Consider the following 16,982-nt stretch of genomic DNA (forward strand, 5'->3'; position numbering starts at 1 on the left):
GTCGACGAGTGTAGCGGGGCGCATTCCTCGGCATGCGGCTGCGGGGGTATATTCGCCGCCCACATCGCGCCGTGCGCGCCTGCGATGCTAATTCACCGCCGCGCCCGAAGCATACGACCGGCGGCCGCAACGGCCGGAGCCGAGCTGTTCGCATCGCTGACGAATACGGCGAAGGCCAGGTCATCGTCGATTCCGACAAACCAGCCGTGCGCATGTTTGTCATCGATGTACTCGGCGGTACCGGTCTTGCCGATCAGCCCGGGGATATCCCGCAGCGCGGTCGCGGTGCCGCCGGTGATGGTCTCGCGCATCATCGTTTTCAGCTGCTCATCGATCGTCGGTGGCAATGGTGCCGGGATGCGGTCGGCGGCGCCGGGCTGTCCGTCGACCACCATCGGCAGCGGCATCGATCCGCGCGCGATGGAGGCGGCGACCAGTGCCATGCCGAACGGCGATGCGGTCACCTTGCCCTGGCCGATACCGGACTCCACCCGCAGCGCCGGGGTGTCGGCGGTCGGCACCTTGCCGGTGACGGTGGTCAGACCGGGTGTGACGAAGTCGATGCCGAGGCCGAGTTGTGCCGCGGCATCGGTCAGGCCGTCGGGTGGGAGATTCGCCGCAAGCTGGCCCATGGTGGTGTTGCAGGACTGGGCGAAGGCGGTGTGTAGCGGCACATTGCCCAGATCGAAGTTGTTGTCGTTGGGGATGCGGCGGCCCTCGATATTCGCGGTGGCCGGACACGGCAGAACAGTGTCCGGGGTCACCGCACCGGATTGCAGTGCGGCGGAGACGGTGACGGTCTTGAAGGTCGAACCGGGCGGGTACAGGCCGGTGAGCGCGATCGGGCCCTGTGCGTCGGCGGCCGCGCTCTGTGCGATGGCGAGCACCTTTCCGGTGGAGGGCTGCAATGCGACGATCGCGGCGGGCTGGGTGACCGGCGTCAGCGCGTCCTCCGCGGCGCGCAGCAGATCGGTGTCGAGGGTGGTCACGATGTCCGCGGTGGGTTTGGGGTCCTGGCCGGCGACGCGTTCGGTGCCGTCGGCGGTCTGCGCCCGGATCGCCCAGCCAGCGTCCGCGTCGGCCGCGCTCTGCCACAGGTCGGCGAGGCCGGACAGTACGGGTGAGGCGAGGGATTTGTCGGTGGCGAGCAGGCGGGTCTGGGGCGCGAGGGTGACGCCGGGAACCGCGGCCAGCGCGGTCTGGATCGGGGCGATATCGGCATCGCGCAGGGTGATCGCGGTGATCGGCTTGCCCTGTGCCGCAGCCAGATCCGATTGCAGCGACTGGGCGGTGATGCCCGCTGCGACCGGGCCCAGTACACCAACCAGTGCCGCGGTGTCCGCGCCGGGGGCGACGTTCACCAGGGTCACCACCTGCTCGGTCATCAGCTCGCCGCCCGATGACTCGAGGATGCGGGCGGGCTTCGGGTAGGCGGTGCTGTAGGTCAGCGGTCCCTTGGCGAGGCCGGGCGCGATGGCGTCGGGATCCCATTTGACCTTCCAGCCATCGCCGGAATCGCTTGCGGTGCCATTGGTGGTGTAGCTCCACTCGTTCGTGCCGTCTTTGCCGAGTTTCCAGGTGGCGGCGAGGGTGAAGGAGTTCTTATCGGCGCTGCGGACCTCGAATTTCACCTCCTTGCCGAGCCCGTCGTAGAGCTTGCCCAGTGCGTCGGAGGCCTTCGTCGGATCGTCGGTGAGTGCGGCGGCAGCGGCGACGTCGTCGCGGTTGAGCGCGTCGGCGAACTGCCCGGCGACGGTGTCGGGCTGGTCCGGTCTGGAACTGCAGCAGGTCAAGGCCAGGGCGGGGGCCGCGAACAGGACGAGGAGATTCCGGTATGCGCGCACCTGGCCGACTCTAACCGCCAATGGCGACCAGCCTGGGTAACCCGCCCGGGAGTGCTACCGGCTCGCGCGCCGATCTCTCGCGCACCTTGTCGGCCTTCACACTGGGAGCGTGAAGGCCGACAAGAGTGCAGATCAGGCGAGCCAGGGAGCCTCGGCGAGCACGGCGGCGTCGGGTTCGGCCAGGTCGATATCGAAGACTTCAGCGAGGAGCTTCGGCAGTTCGGCGGGTTCGAGTTCGCGGGTTTCGCTGGAGCCGTCGGGGCGTTCGGTGATGAGGGTGAGACCGTCCAGGACGTAGTGGACGTCCGGGAGGAATCGCTGCACGAACGGGCGCGTGGTGAACGGCGAGCGCGGGAATGTGGAGACGAAATGGCTGCCGATGGCGAAATCCATGCGGTACTGCGGGTTCAGCGTGAAGGTGTAGCGGTCGATCCAACCCTCGCGACCGAATTGGTGCAGCACCCACAGATCGCTGTCGAGTTCGCCGGTGGTGTGTTCGAGTCGGAATCGCCACTCGCCGAGCGCGAATTCGCCGCCCTCGACCAGTTCGTAGGGTGCGAGCGGGCCGGAGCCGAAACCTACATCGCAGAGCCAGACCCGATCGTCGTCGCTGGTGATGACGCGCAGCAGAGCATGTGTCGCCGGACGCAGACCGCCGTGCGCACCCATGGTGACCCGGCCGCTGAGACCGGTGACGCCGAACCCGAGCCGTTCCAGTGCGGCGGCGAAGAGGCCGACGTTCTCGTAGCAGTAGCCACCGCGACGCTGCCGGATCATCTTGTCCTGCAACGCCTCCAGGTCGAGCAGCACGGGGCGACCGAGGATGGTCTCCAGGTTCTCGAACGGGATCGTCGTGGTGTGCGCGTAGACCAGGGCTCGCAGGGTTGCCAGCGTCGGCGAGCGGTCGCCCTCGTAGCCGATGCGGGCGAGGTAGGCGTCGAGGTCCAATTCCGCGCCGTTCCAGTGGTAGGCGGGGTCGTCCGGCTTATGCGGACCCTTTCCTAGGCCACTGTTCCCCATCGAATCGCTTCGCGATCCCGTCTCCATCGCACTCTCCTCGTCTCGGTCTGCTCGAATGAACCACACCTGCCCGACGAGTGTTCCCATGGCCTGTTTCAGGCGGCGCATTTGGCGTACGGCGGGGCCGCGGGGGCGGTGTTTATGCCGCGAGCGACATCGACGAGATAGTCGCGGTCGGGTCCGTCGACGGGTTCGGTGCCGATGAGCAGCCGCTCGACGACGCAGCCGCCCTCGAAGTACGCGGGCCCGATGCTGTGATCGCCGGGGACCACCGCACCGAACAGGTCGCGGCCGCTGACGATGGTGTACATCGAGGTGGGCTTGCCCGCGGCGAGCAGTCCGGCTCGCATTTCCAGGGTCGACGAATACGGCACCACATCGTCGCTGGTGCCGTGGATGAGGAAGGCGCGTTTCATGCCCATCCGGGCGGCCAGCAGGGCGGGTGAGCGTTCGGCGTAGGCCTGTGGACACACCGTCGGGGCACAGCCACCCGCGTCGCGTTCGATCTGAGCAGGTAGCGCGGGATCGATACCTGCCGAGGTGTGCCAGATCGCGAAATCGTCCGCGGGACCGTAGTTGTCGACCCAGTAATCGAATAGTCCCGGTGGGCCGTATGCCGCCGCGAGGCCGCTCATGGTGCCGCCCTGACTCCAGCCCCACAGCACGGTGCGACCGATCGCGGGGTGCTCGTTCTTATACCACTGCGTGGCGGTGACGATATCGCGCCAGCCCGCCCACAGATTCCAGTTGCCGGTCCGCCACACGCTGGTCTCGCTGCGTGCGTCCATCAACAGGATCGGGGTCGCGGTGCGGCTGGCGATCGAGGTCATATATCCGGCGAAGTCGGCGGAGCTGCCGCCGTGGCCGTGTACCGCGACGACCAGATCATGCGGTGTCAGGTCGCCCGCCGCACAGCGGTACGGCTCGTATACGCGGCCGGTGGCGTCCTCACCGTCCACCGTCAGGGTCACCGGCCTGATATCCACCTGGACCGCGCACTCGGGCTCGGCCGAAGCGGCCGGTGCGACCGGGCTTGTCGTCGACGCCCCGGTGAGCAGGGCACAGCAGGCCATCAGCAGTAGGTATCCGCGCCTCATGCTGGAATGATGGCATGCGGCTATCGCGGTCCGGTGGCAGCGGCGGCGCGCGTCGCGACGAATATCGCACCGGCCACCGCGGCGGCGCCGACCACACCCGCGAAGGTCGTCGAGCCTGCCGGTAAACCGATTGCGTCACTGAGGAATCCGGCCGACAGCGGGAGTACGGCGGCGGGCAGGTAGCCGCCGACATTCTGGGCGGCATTGGCCTCGGCGAGCCGATCGGCGGCCACATTCGCGCTGATGGCGGTGAGACCGCCGAACTGCCCCATGCCCTGACCGGTTCCGGCGAGTATCGCGGCCGCGGCGAATAGCGCGATCGATGACAGTCGCAGCGCCGAGGCCAGGGCGACCATGCTGAGCAGGGTGGCCGCGGCGCTACCGAGCAGAATTGCGCGCAGCCGCAGCCGTCGCACCGCGAATTGAATTCCGGTGGCGCCGAGGAACATGACGAATGCCAGGCCGCCCGCGAGCACTCGATTGGTGGCGCCCAACAGGTTCGACAGCAGCGAGGGTCCGAGCGAGAGCACGAACGACGTGGCGGTGATGCCCGGCGCGAAGACCGCGATGCCGAGCAGTACCGCGGTCCGGCCACCCGGTGCTACCGCCGGGATACGAATCCACGGGCCGCGCCCGCCCGCACCCTTGGGCAGGTCCAGTCGAGCCACCACCACGAAAGCCGAGGCGAGCAGGACGATCTCGACGACGAAGATGGTTACGGTCGGGCCGGGAACGGTCTGCGACAGCACACCCGCCAGCAGCGGACCGAAGCCAGCGCCGAGCACCATGGCCGATGACGCCGCCAGTGCGGCAAGGCGTTTGCGGTGGCGGCCGCCGATATCGGTCACCGCCGCCATACCCGCCGATACGGCGGCACCGACCGCGATCCCGGTGAGCAGGCGCGCGATGGCCAGCACCGCAACCGAATTCGCGGTGGCGAACAGCACACAGGCGAGCATCGCGAGTATCACCGCGGGCAGCAGCACCGGTTTGCGCCCAACGCGATCCGAGACCACGCCCGCGACCAGCAGTGCGCCGAGCAAACCGGCTATGTAGCAGGCGAATACGGCGGTCAGGACGCCGGAGGAGAAGCCGAGTTGGTGCTGCCACACCACATACAGCGGCGTCGGCGCGTTCGAGAGCACAAAGACCGCGAGCACGGGCCAGGCCGCCAGCCATACCGCGCCGTTGCGCTCGGTTATCTCGACTTCGGACGCTACGAGTGTCGACATGCCCAACCTCCATAGTTCGAAATTTCTCGTACTAGTACGATAAGAGTCGAACTTAACATCTAGTACGATAGAAGTCGAACTAATGAATTCGAGATCCACAGGAGACCCTGATGCCCGCCACCGACACCGTCGCGACCACGCTGCCCGAGCCCGCGCGCGCGGAGTTGCGGCTGGAAGAGGTGCTCGGCGTGCTCAGTGATCCGCTGCGGCTGAGCATGGTGCAGAAGCTGCTGCTGGAATCCCCCGATACCGGTCGCTCCTGCGGCTGGTTCGACATCGATCGGCCGAAATCGACACTGACGCACCACTTCCGGGTGCTGCGCGAGGCCGGTGTCACCCGCCAGCGGCAGTACGGACTCGAGCGGCGCAGCCGGGTCCGGATCGAGGACCTGGAAGCGCGCTTTCCCGGCCTGCTCGATCTGGTGCGCGCCTGGCAACCGGCATAATTCTGGATCGCCGGGCGAACGCTAATATTCGCCTATGCGTTCGATTGATGCGGCGGAGCGGCGAGCACGACTGGGGGTGCGACATCGGCTGGCGCCGTCGAATCGCACCGATGACGTGGCCGAGATCGTGCGGTCGCTGGTAGTGCTGCATGCGACCGATCCGGCGACGGTGTACCTCTCCGTCGGCGCGCGCAGTCATGCCGCCGAGCCCGCGCATGTCGAGAAGGCGCTGTACGACGATCGGACGCTGCTGCGCATGCTGGCGATGCGGCGCACCATGTTCGTCGCGCCGATCGGATTGGTCCCGGTATTGCAGGCATCCTGCGCGGATGCGTTGGCGCACAAACAACGTCGCACCTACGGCCGATTCATCGAGCAGGCGGGTGTGGTGGACGGCGATGTGCGCACCTGGCTCGCCGAGGTCGAGGACGCCACGCACAAGGCGCTGCTGGCCAGGGGCGCGGCCACCGGCGCACAGCTGAGCAAGGATGTGCCACTACTGCGTACCCAGGTGAATCCCGCTCCGGATAAGGCCTATTCGCGTCCGACCTCCATCACCACGTGGGTGCTGGTGATCCTCGGCGTCGAGGGCCGCATCGTGCGTGGCCGTCCCAATGGCAGTTGGACCAGTAGCCAATACACCTGGGCGCCCGTCGAATCGTGGCTACCGCAAGGTGTTGCGAGCATCCCCGCCGACGAAGCCCGCGCCGAACTCGTCCGGCAGTGGCTCTACGCCTTCGGACCCGCCCCCATTGCCGATATCAAGTGGTGGACGGGCTGGACCCTCGGCGAGGTCCGCAAGGCCCTCGCCCAACTCGATGTGGTCGAGGTCGATCTCGACGGCGGCACCGGCCTGCTGCTCGCCGATGATCAGGACCCGACCCCCGAGCCCGAACCCTGGGCCGCCCTGCTCCCCGCGCTCGACCCCACCTCCATGGGCTGGCAATCCCGCGACTGGTACCTGGGCCCGCACGCCCCGAACCTGTTCGACCGCAACGGAAACGTCGGACCGACCATCTGGTGGAACGGCCGCATCGTCGGTGGCTGGGCCCAGCGCAAAGACGGCGAAATCGCCTACCGGCTACTGGAAGACGTCGGTTCGGATGCCGAAACCATGATCGCCGCCGAGGCCGCTCGCACCTCCGAATGGTTCGGCGAAGTCCGCGCCATCCCCCGCTTCCGCACGCCCCTGGAACGCGAACTCACCGCCTGATCGACACAAAGCCGCCGGAAGCTGCACAGCTTGCGGCCAGCGGACGGCACTGTCACCGACACCCTCGCCGTCGGGAGATGCTGCTGGCGCAGTATCGCTGACGGTCCTACATATCGAGGCCGAGGTCGAGGACGCGGACGGAGTGGGTCAGGGCGCCGACGGCGAGGTAGTCGACGCCGGTCCGGGCGTAGTCGGCGGCTTTGTCGAGGGTGAGGCCGCCGGAGGATTCGAGTTTGGTATCCCGGGCCGTATTGTCGCGGCGTTGGACGGCGGCCTGGGTTTGCCAGAGGGGGAAGTTGTCCAGCAGGACGAGTTCGACGTGTTCGGCAAGGACGGCGTCGAGTTGTTCGAGGCTGTCGACTTCCACCTCGCAGGCGATATCGGGCGCCAGGTCGCGGACGGCGCGCAGTGCGGCGACTACCGAACCGGCGGCGACGACGTGGTTGTCCTTGATCAAGGCGGCGTCGCCGAGGCCCATGCGGTGGTTGACGCCGCCGCCGACGCGGACCGCGTACTTCTGCAGGGCGCGCAGGCCGGGCAGGGTTTTGCGGCTGTCGCGGATGCGGCAGTTGGTACCCGCCACCGCGTCGACCCAGGCCGAGGTGGCGGTGGCGATGCCGGAGAGGTGGCAGACCAGGTTGAGCATGGTGCGTTCGGCGGTGAGCAGGCCGCGCGTCGGTGCGACCAGCTCGAGCACGCTCTGTCCCGGCTCGACCCGGGTGCCGTCGGCGACTCGATCGGTGATTTCATAGTTGCCCGCGCCGATCACCTCATCGAGAACGAGCAGTCCGACGTCGAGTCCGGCGACGGTGCCCGGCTCGCGCGAGACCACCGATGCCTTGACCGCCGCGTCGGCGGGAACCGTTGCGGCGGTGGTGATATCGGGGCCGTAGCGCAGATCTTCATCCAGCGCGGTGCGGATCAGCGCCAGCACCTCGTCACGATCCAGGCCGGTATCCAGACCCATCAGTGCACTCCTCGTCCTACTGCCCGCATTGTCGGCGAGCAAATCTCAAATCCCGGGGCCATCGTGTCGCCTGGACCTCGCCGCCCACCGAAAGCTCGTATCCTGCGTTGCCGCAGCGATATCCCACCCGCCGATTCGAGCGTCATGAGGCGCTCGGAATGGCGTCTTGGTTCCAGTCGCCGAGGTCGAGACCGTCGGGTGCCGGGACGGGATGGCCTTCGGGACCCAGACGCACTGCGCGGCTGTGGCGTTGCTGCTCATCGGAGGTCGGGTGATCGGAGCGAGCGTGGCAGCCGCGGCTTTCGGTGCGGGCCGCGGCGGAGAGCAGCAGCACCTGGGCGGTGAGGGTGAGCGCGGCGTCCTCGAATGCGGTGATGCGCTGTGCCGCAGCAGTACTGTTCAAGTCCCCGGTGCCGTCCGGCGCTCCGGTCCCATTCGGCGCTTCAGCGCCGTGCAGCGTGGCGATATCGCTGACCGCCGTGCCCGTCGTTCCGGCGATCGGATGCGCGGCACCGGTCAATTCGGCACGTAGCCGGGTCGCGGCACTGTGTGACACCGCATCGCGCAATCGCATCGCCGCCTCCGCGAGCCCAGCGGCATCGCGAACCACCGAGGCGTGCGATGTCATCGACTGCTGCACCAGGGCGCGCGCGGCACGCGGCACGGTGTGGAAGGACACCTCCGTCACATGCGCGTCCTCGCCGAGCCGTTCGGCCGCGGCCACCCCGGCCCGTTCGCCGACCACCAGACCCTCGAGCAGGCTGTTCGATCCCAGCCGGTTGGCGCCGTGCAGGCCGGTGCGCGCCACCTCACCCGCGGCGTACAAACCCGGAACCGCGGTCCGGCCGTGGGGATCGGTGACTATCCCGCCGCATTGATAGTGCGCGGCGGGCGCGACCGGGATGAGATCGGCGCGCGGGTCGATCCCCGCGGCCAGGCAGGACGCGGTGATCGTCGGAAAACGTTGCGGAAAGCCGTCGATCGCGCGGGCATCGAGGTAGACGTGATCGGTGCCGAGCGCACGCATCCGTGCGGCAATGGCACGCGACACCACATCGCGGGGTGCCAGATCGCCACGGGGGTGCACACCCGCGGTCACCGAATTCCCTTCGGAATCCACCAGTGCTGCGCCCTCGCCGCGCACCGCCTCGCTGATCAGCGGCCTGCGGCCGAGCCCACCCGGGGTGTAGAGCACCGTCGGATGGAATTGCACGAATTCCAGATCGGCCACCGTCGCCCCGGCCCACAGCGCCAGCGCGATGCCGTCGGCGGTCGCACCCGGCGGATTCGTACTCAACGCGTACAGCTGGCCGAGCCCGCCGGTGGCCAGCAGCACCGCCGGTGCATGCACGACCCCGAATCCGTTCTCCGACACCGCGATAACGCCCTGCACACCGGTCCGGCCGGTGACGATCTCCAATGCTGCGGCACCGAACAGAACCGGCAGTCCGGCCGCATTCAGCGCGCGCTGCACCTCCGCGCCGGTGGCATCACCTCCGGCATGGATGATCCGCCGCGTACTGTGCCCGCCCTCGCGGGTGCGCGAAATCTGGCCGTCCCGACCGAGATCGAAGACCGCGCCGAGATCGGTCAGCGCGGCCACGGCCGCTTGACCGCCCGCCACGATCGATCGCACCGCCGACTCATCGCACAGCCCGGCACCGGCCTCGACCGTGTCGCGCACATGCGATTCGACCGAATCCTCATGTGGCGCCACAACGGCGATACCGCCCTGGGCGTACTGGGTTGCGGTATCCGTCGGCCCGCCTTTGCTGAGGATCAGCACCCGCAACCCGCGCAGCGATGCGGTACGCGCCGCGGTCAACCCGGCGACGCCGCCGCCGAGCACCACCAGATCGGCCTCGGCTTCCCAATCGATCCGCGGCGCGATACTCATGCGCCCCTGCCCTTCTCGACGAGCAACGGCGTCCGGACGATGCCGCAGGCGGCGCTACCGGCCACCCTGACGGTCATTCCGCACCGCCACTCCGGACGAGTGCACATATCGCACTCCGTTCACACCAGGGCGCGCTCATTCGCCACCGCCCGGGTTGCCGATTTCGATCATCCGCTGCACCGAATTGCGGGCCAGCGCAGCCGTTTCCAGGTCGACGTGCACCTCATCGGTGTTCTCGACGAGCGAGCGCAGCAGCGCCGCCGGGGTGATCATCTTCATGTACTTGCAGGACGCGCGGTCGTTGACGGCCTGGAAGTCGATGCCGGGGGCAGCCTTTCGCAGCTGGTGCAGCATGCCGACCTCGGTGGCGACCAGCACCTGGTTCGATTTCGCGGCCCGCGCGGCATCGATCATGCCGCCGGTGGACAGAATGTGCACCCGGTCGGCCGGGAACGAGCCCTCGCCCGCGAGGTACAACGCCGAAGTGGCGCAACCGCATTCGGGGTGCACGAACAGTTCGGCATCCGGATGGGTGCGGGCCTGCTCGGTGAGCTCATCACCGTTGATCCCGGCGTGGACATGGCATTCGCCCGCCCAGATGTGCATATTCTCGCGGCCGGTGACGCGCTTGACGTGCGCGCCGAGGAACTGGTCCGGCAGGAACAGCACCTCACGGTCGGGATCGATGGAGGCGACGACATCGACGGCATTCGACGAGGTGCAGCAGATATCGGTAAGCGCCTTCACCGCGGCCGTGGTGTTCACGTACGAGACGACCACCGCATTCGGGAATTCGGACTTCCAGGCACGCAATTCGTCGGCGGTGATGGAATCGGCCAGCGAACAACCCGCCCGCTGATCCGGGATGAGCACCGTCTTCTCGGGGCTGAGGATCTTGGCCGTCTCGGCCATGAAGTGCACGCCACAGAACACGATGGTGTCCTCGGGAGCCTCGGCCGCGATGCGGGACAGCGCCAGCGAATCACCGACGTGGTCGGCGACATCCTGGATCTCGGGCAACTGATAGTTGTGCGCGAGAATCGTCGCGTTGCGCTCCCTGGCGAGTCGCTTGATCTCGGCCGCCCACTCCGGCGTCGCCTCGACACCGGCGAATCCGGTCGGACCGTCGAATACCTGCCCCATCAGCGGGGGCGCCAGCTTCGCACCCATCGTCGCCATGATGGCTCCTCTCCTCGTGCGATCGGAGCTTGTGCCTGTTCACATGGCATCCGATTCACACCCGAACCAGGTTTTCGACTTATAATCGAAAACGTGCCCCATAGTAACACCATCCACGAAACGCTCACCGCGGTGTTCCAGGTTCGGCGCTTCCCCCAAGACATCAGCGCAGGTAGCAGCCCTGCATGGGTGACCGACGAGTTGATTCGCCCCTGTCCACCCGGTCAGCGGACCGAACTGGCGGTGCTGCTGTGGGAGCGCGCCCTCGACCCGCAGATGGGCACCTGGTCGCTGCCCGGCGGCCGCTTGCGCGACGACGAGGACCTCAATATCTCGGCTCGTCGTCAGCTCGCCGAGAAGGTCGACGTGCGCGAGCTGGCACATCTGGAGCAGCTGTCGGTATTCAGCAATCCGGACCGGGTACCCGCGCCGCGCCGGATCGCCTCGGCCTATCTCGGCCTGGTGCCGCTGACCGCCGACCCGCGGCTACCGTCCGACACCGCGTGGCATCCGGTATCGATGCTGCCGTTGATGTCGTTCGATCACGGCACCGTTGTCGAGCACGCGCGCACCCGACTCGCGGCGAAGCTGTCCTACACGAATATCGCCTTCGCGCTGGCGCCGGAGCGGTTCACCATGTCGACGCTGCGCGAAATCTACTGCGCCGCACTGGGTTATGAGGTCGATACGACGAATCTGCAGCGAGTTCTCACGCGCCGCAAGGTGATCACGCCGACCGGTGCGACCGCCTCCCCCGGCCGGGCGGGTGGACGGCCCGCGGCGGTCTATCGGTTCACCGACTCCGAACTCCGAGTCACCGACGAATTCGCCGCATTCCGCCCACCCACCTGACCCACTCGATCGCCTCCCCGCGATCGGCCCCCATTCGGCGACCGGCCCCCGAACCGGTCGCCCAGCACAAAGCGGACTGTGCCGCGGCCACTGCTATAGGGGCCACGGCATCCCGAGCGTGTCCCGATCACCGGCGACCGGGACACTCCCCTTTTACTCGGACAGCCCGCCGGGCATACCCAGATGCCCGGAGCACAGGATCCATACGACCCAGTTGGACGGGAAGCCCATCTCGACCAGAGCCGCCCCTGCTATAACCGATTTCCAGAACATTTGCCGCCCTCCCTATTCGGCTGCCACTCCATCGGCGCTGCGCATTGGCGAAATCGACTGTCCGCCTCCGCTGTTCGATCGCTCGAACGATTTCGACGATAGGGGTCGGTGCGCCGCGACGGAACGGCCGAGCATTCGGAGTCGCCGAATATGGCTGGTCACAGTCGGATACGAGTTATCCGGACCGGAAGCGGCAATGCGCTCGACCGCCTGTCCGACTTTCCGGACCGGACAGAAATGCGGTCCGACGCCTAGCGATCACCGTGTGGCAGGCCAATATCCGGCATGGTCGGCGAGGCCGCCGGACACCAGTTGCCCGGTGGCTGCTGAGTGCGGTAACCGAGTGCCATTGCGCCAGCCGACGCGCATGTCGAACCGGAGCATGGAAAAACCCCGCCTCCGCATGCTGCACATGCGAAAACGGGGTCAACCCATAGCACTACCGAATCGGCGTCAATCCCCCACCCGACCCTTATGTTTCTCATTCCGCCGGTACTGCCGCTTACTGGGAATCGGCTGCGCGGCACTGGACCGCCGCAGCGCATTCCGCCGCCGCCACGCCACCAGATCCGGCCGCTCCTGCTCCCCGGACGGAATCAATACCGCCTGCCCATGCCTGGTCAACATATCCTCGCTCATCGCCACCTCCTTCCATTCCGCGGCTCCACATGCGCGTCAACGGTAGCGACGCGACCGCACATGCAGCCACCGAATTTCATCCGCACGGCGGCGCGTATGCGATCTGCGGCAGGTGTTCCCGCCACACCGTCGGGTTCAGCACGCCCTGAGCGACATCGCAGATGCGGGCAGCGGCGTGCTGCGGGTCCAGATCCCACCATCGAATGCCACCCGGCGCACTCGCGGTCATCAGGAATCCGCCCGCCGGGTGGAATACCATCGCCCGCCCGTGATTCGGCACCGCGGTGGCGAGCGGATATCGCACCGGGGCAGCGGGAATGCCATTGCTGAAGTCCCATAAACGCAATTCCGAGTCGAGGTTCGCGGACGCGAGCAGGCGCCCATCGGGGCTGAAGGCCAACGACGTCACCTCAACCGTGTTCCCCGCCAACGGCTCACCGGCGGAAACCGGAGCCGCCGGATCGCTGACGTCCCAGACTCGAATAGTCCGATCGTCGCTGGAGCTCGCCAGGAGACGTCCGTCCGGGCTGAACGCGGCGCGGGTCAATCTCTCAACCCGACCGGTTGACAAGCGCCCGAGTCGGATCGGCAACGTTGGGTTCGAGATATCCCAGAGCGTCACATCTTCGCCGATTGCGGCCAGCACCCGACCGTTCGGGCTCAGCATCAGGTCTCGGCCGCCAGGAACGTCGACAGGCTCGCCGGCAGCGCGCGGTTTCGCTCGGTCACCCAGATCCCATATCCGAATTCGCCCCTCCGACAACGTCATATCCAGACTGAGCACGAATCTCGAATCAGGCGTGAAGGCCGCGGCGTTCGTCCCGTATGGAGTCCTCGGCAATTCGGCGAGGCGCTCCGGCGTCGACGGATCGGAGATGTCGTACAACGTCGCGCCCTCCTTCATTCCTCTGACAAATACGGTGCGTCCATCAGGGCTTATTACGGCGTCTGGGTACGGGCCGTCTGCCTGGATTCGGCCCACTGGATGTATCGCGCGTGGATTATCGGCACGCAGGATCTCGACGGTGCCGGACTCGGTGCCGAAGACCAGCAAATCCCCGGTGGCATCGGTTTTCAGCCCCGTAATGTGATCGGCAAAGCCCGGCATACCGGAGTGCAGATCGGGCAGTGACCATACTCTGATCACACCGTCCAGCCCCCCGGTCAGTAGTCGTCCCTCGGGGCCGAACGCGAGAGCGCGGACAGCACCGATGCCCTTCATCGTCGGAGAACTCAGAACGACGGGCTTCTCCGGATTGTCGAGAGCCAGCATGGTTATCTTCGCGTCGGCGAACCCGATCGCCAGCTGTCTGCCATCTGGGCTGAATGCCTTTGGCGCGCCCACCAATGACGAACCCAGGACGATGGGTTTTCCGATCTGCCGCGGCGCCTCGGGGTCGGACAGGTCCCACAGCACGAGAGTTTGATTTTCGCCGCCATCTAGAGCGAGGGTTCGCCCATCTGGACTGAAGAGCGCGGAGCCCTCACCAGGCAGTCGACCGAGCGGTCGAACCTGGTTCAGGTCGGCAATGCTCCACAGCTGCACACTCCCTTGGCCATCGAAGGTGGTCATGAGCCGCCAATCCCGGCTGAACGCCCCGGGCTGAAATGTGCTGGCGAAGTCCGGAAGTCGCGTCTGGACGGGACGCGGGTCCATGGGATTCGCTATGTCCCAGAAGACAACCGCATGATCGCGACCAGACGTCGCGAGCCTCTTCCCATCGGGAAGGAAGGCGAGAACGCCACTGAATCCCGTCGGCAGCGGTGCGCCGACCGCCGTTGGATTCGCCGGTGTCCGCACATCCCACAAGCGCACCGTTCCGTCGCTACTTGCCGACGCGAGCAGGCCGCCATCCGGACTGAACGCAACCGAGCCAAAGTCGGACTGATGTCCGACCAGCGGTTGGCCCAACTCGACCGGGTGCCGCAGATCGGATAAGTCCCACAGGCGAACGGTCTTGTCACTGCCCACGGAGGCAAAGACTCGGCCGTCCGGTCGGAGGGCGAAGTCCCACATGACGCCCAGGTGTCCGACGAGCGAGGTCGCCAACGGCAGTGTCTGCGTATCGAGCAGGCGTGCCCGGGCTTCGAGATCATCTGGTCGAAGCTTGTTCGCCACCAGGACAAGCTGAGCCGAGAGCGCCGGATCTCGATCGTGTAGCCGGTCGGCCTCAGCGAGTACACCGAGGAAGATCGCATTGTCCCGTTGGGTTTTCGCGGTGCCACTCTGCACGAAAGCCACACCCGCGAGCACCAGCGCGATCACGCCGAGCAGGGCCAGGACGGCCACTCTGGCCGAGTAACGACGTTGGCTACGTCGCCGCGCAACCTGCGACGCCGCCAAGAACTCTTCGGCCGCCGCGCCGATCGCGCCTTTGTCCGCATGCTCCTGCATGGTGATCAATCGCGCGCCGCGATAGAGCAGGGCGGAGTCGCGCCCCTGGGTCGCCCAATCCGACGCGTCCGCCTGCAGCCGTTGGCGTTCCAGATACCCGACGCGGTCCTCATCGATCCAGGTGCGCAAGCGGGGCCAGGCGTCCAGGACGATTTCGTGGGTGAGGTAGGCGGATTCGGCGTCGAGGGTGATCAATCGGGTGCGGGCCAGGACCTCCAGGGCGGTGTCGGCGGCGTCGACGGTCTGTTGGATGAGTTCGGTGCGGGTGACTTTGCGGCGGGTGTCGCGGGAGTCGTCGCCGACGGCGACCAGGCCGAGCAGGACCTGTTTGCCGATGCTCTGTTGGAAGTCGGTCAGTTCGCCCCAGGCTTTTTCGGCGGTCGCGGCGACCGAGCCGATCACACCACCCGCAGCTCGGTAGCCGTCGATGGTTAGGCGGGTGCCGTCGCGGCGTTGCCATACTGCCGCCATCACATGCGATACCAGGGGCAGTGCGCCGGGGTCATAAGCTCGGCGGTCGCCGCCGAGTCCGCACAGCTCGCTGATGACGAGCTCTTCGAGCCCCGATTCCAGTTTGTAGCCGGCCAGTTCGGCGGGCCGGTTGATGGCTTCGGCGAGTTCGTCCAGGCGCATCGGGCCCAGGAGGTAGCTGCGGTGTTTGAGGGCGTCCTCCAGGACGGGGATGTCGAGGCAGCGGGCGTAGAAGTCGGCGCGGACGGCGATGACGACGGCGGTCGGTTCGCGCTCACCGCGGATGGCGAGGTGTTCGAGGGTGGCGAGGAAGTGCGCGCGCTCGTCTTCGTTGCGGCACAGCGTGAACAGTTCCTCGAGCTGGTCGATGATCAGGAGTCGACGCTTGCCCGCACCCCATGCCGCCAGCGCCACGGCGATGGCTTCCGCAGCGCCGCCGGTCTTCTCGGATCTGAATTCGCGGCTGAGCCCAGCCGCGGATCCAGCGCTGTCTTCCAGCGCCGCACCGCTGCGGTCCGCAGGCTCGGGCGAAAGAAATTCGGGTTCGGCGGGCTTCCGGTCGGATCCGGCGCAGACGGCGGCCAGCAATGCCTCGTCCGCAGGCCCGGTTACGTCCGTCGAAAGAGATCCGGGTTCAACGGGCTTCGTATCGAAATCCGCTCGGACAGCGGCCAGCAATGCCTCGACAGGCGCGCTGCCCGGAGTCATGGACGCGACCGCCCATTCCTCGACCGGATCCGCCAGCGCCGGAAGCAGCCCCGCGGCGAGCAGCGAGGATTTGCCCGCACCGGAGGCACCGACCAGCATCACAATGCCGCCGTGTCCCTCGGGACCCACTGTGGTGCAGACCAATTCGGCCAGCTCGGCGGTCGGCCTGCTCCTGCCGAAGAACAACTCGGCGTCGTCACGGCCGTAGGAGGTCAGCCCGAGATACGGGCACTCGGTCGCATCGGCGGCCGGATCCCACGCATTCGACGCGGCCCACAACCGTTGCCACTCTTGCACATCCAGCAGTGCGGGCGGCACCGGCGCACTCGACTTGCGCGCCTCCTCGATCAGCGTGAGCAGCACGGGCAGCAAGGATTCGAACCGTGCCGGCACATTGCGTCCGGCCTTCCAGTCGCTGATGCGCTGAACCGATGCGCCGCCCTTCTGCCCGGGAGCCCGTGCCGCGCGCATCCGCGCCTGCGCCGCGGCCGCCACCCGACGCAATGTGGGATTGCCCGCGGACTCGAAGAGCGCGGCGAACTGTTGCGAGAAAATACTTCGCGGCGAGGGTCGCAGCCGCGGTTCCCGGTGATCCGAATCCATCTGTCCTCCTGCACGTTCCGATGGCGGGAGCGACACCCCCGGCGTGCAACGAGATTAGGACGGGCCAGCACACACCGGCACCGACCGCATGCGAACATGCAGCTAACAGGCTGAAAAGAGCATCCGGACCGGAACTTTCGAAGGAG

The 16,982-nt window shown here is 67.1% G+C and carries 12 protein-coding genes; 3 read left to right on the forward strand and 9 right to left on the reverse strand.

Going from position 1 to position 16,982, the window contains the following annotated elements; all coding sequences use genetic code 11:
- Positions 1–92: 92 nt before the first annotated feature.
- From ABZW16_RS18140 to ABZW16_RS18155, 4 genes are all read right to left on the reverse strand, one after another.
- The gene (locus tag ABZW16_RS18140; RefSeq protein WP_354957082.1) at positions 93–1,799 is read right to left on the reverse strand and encodes a penicillin-binding transpeptidase domain-containing protein; all 1,707 of its coding nucleotides are present in this window, start codon (positions 1,797–1,799) and stop codon (positions 93–95) included.
- Positions 1,800–1,976: 177 nt separating this feature from the next.
- Complete coding sequence (locus ABZW16_RS18145; protein ID WP_354957048.1) at positions 1,977–2,891, reverse strand: arylamine N-acetyltransferase; 915 nt, start codon at positions 2,889–2,891, stop codon at positions 1,977–1,979.
- Between the two features lie 68 nt (positions 2,892–2,959).
- Positions 2,960–3,961 (reverse strand): prolyl oligopeptidase family serine peptidase, encoded by a 1,002-nt coding sequence (locus ABZW16_RS18150; protein WP_354957049.1) that lies wholly within the window; start codon positions 3,959–3,961, stop codon positions 2,960–2,962.
- Positions 3,962–3,981: 20 nt separating this feature from the next.
- Complete coding sequence (locus ABZW16_RS18155) at positions 3,982–5,193, reverse strand: MFS transporter (protein WP_354957050.1); 1,212 nt, start codon at positions 5,191–5,193, stop codon at positions 3,982–3,984.
- 110 nt (positions 5,194–5,303) lie between these two features.
- On the opposite strand from ABZW16_RS18155, the gene ABZW16_RS18160 reads away from it, so the two are divergent.
- Both ABZW16_RS18160 and ABZW16_RS18165 read left to right on the forward strand, forming a co-directional pair.
- The gene (locus ABZW16_RS18160) at positions 5,304–5,639 is read left to right on the forward strand and encodes a helix-turn-helix domain-containing protein (protein ID WP_354957051.1); all 336 of its coding nucleotides are present in this window, start codon (positions 5,304–5,306) and stop codon (positions 5,637–5,639) included.
- A gap of 34 nt (positions 5,640–5,673) precedes the next feature.
- The gene (locus ABZW16_RS18165) at positions 5,674–6,852 is read left to right on the forward strand and encodes a winged helix DNA-binding domain-containing protein (protein WP_354957052.1); all 1,179 of its coding nucleotides are present in this window, start codon (positions 5,674–5,676) and stop codon (positions 6,850–6,852) included.
- Between the two features lie 106 nt (positions 6,853–6,958).
- Here the strand turns inward: ABZW16_RS18165 and nadC are convergent, their stop codons facing one another.
- From nadC to nadA, 3 genes are all read right to left on the reverse strand, one after another.
- Positions 6,959–7,819, reverse strand: a complete 861-nt coding sequence (nadC, locus tag ABZW16_RS18170) for a carboxylating nicotinate-nucleotide diphosphorylase (RefSeq protein ID WP_354957053.1) — start codon at positions 7,817–7,819, stop codon at positions 6,959–6,961.
- 142 nt (positions 7,820–7,961) lie between these two features.
- Entirely contained in the window at positions 7,962–9,764 is a 1,803-nt protein-coding gene (locus ABZW16_RS18175) for an L-aspartate oxidase (RefSeq protein ID WP_354957083.1), read from the reverse strand.
- A gap of 87 nt (positions 9,765–9,851) precedes the next feature.
- Positions 9,852–10,895: a quinolinate synthase NadA gene (gene nadA, locus ABZW16_RS18180; protein ID WP_354957054.1), complete on the reverse strand. Its 1,044-nt coding sequence runs from the start codon at positions 10,893–10,895 to the stop codon at positions 9,852–9,854.
- Between the two features lie 93 nt (positions 10,896–10,988).
- On the opposite strand from nadA, the gene ABZW16_RS18185 reads away from it, so the two are divergent.
- Complete coding sequence (locus ABZW16_RS18185) at positions 10,989–11,747, forward strand: NUDIX domain-containing protein (RefSeq protein ID WP_354957055.1); 759 nt, start codon at positions 10,989–10,991, stop codon at positions 11,745–11,747.
- Between the two features lie 726 nt (positions 11,748–12,473).
- On the opposite strand, the gene ABZW16_RS18190 is transcribed toward ABZW16_RS18185, so the two are convergent.
- Together ABZW16_RS18190 and ABZW16_RS18195 are read right to left on the reverse strand one after the other, a co-directional pair.
- The gene (locus ABZW16_RS18190; RefSeq protein ID WP_354957056.1) at positions 12,474–12,659 is read right to left on the reverse strand and encodes a hypothetical protein; all 186 of its coding nucleotides are present in this window, start codon (positions 12,657–12,659) and stop codon (positions 12,474–12,476) included.
- Between the two features lie 76 nt (positions 12,660–12,735).
- Positions 12,736–16,836 carry a WD40 repeat domain-containing protein gene (locus ABZW16_RS18195; RefSeq protein WP_354957057.1) on the reverse strand — a complete coding sequence of 1,367 codons (4,101 nt, stop codon included), beginning with the start codon at positions 16,834–16,836 and terminating at the stop codon, positions 12,736–12,738.
- Positions 16,837–16,982 lie beyond the last annotated feature (146 nt).

Source organism: Nocardia sp. NPDC004604, from assembly GCF_040609795.1.
Classification (GTDB): Bacteria; Actinomycetota; Actinomycetes; order Mycobacteriales; family Mycobacteriaceae; genus Nocardia.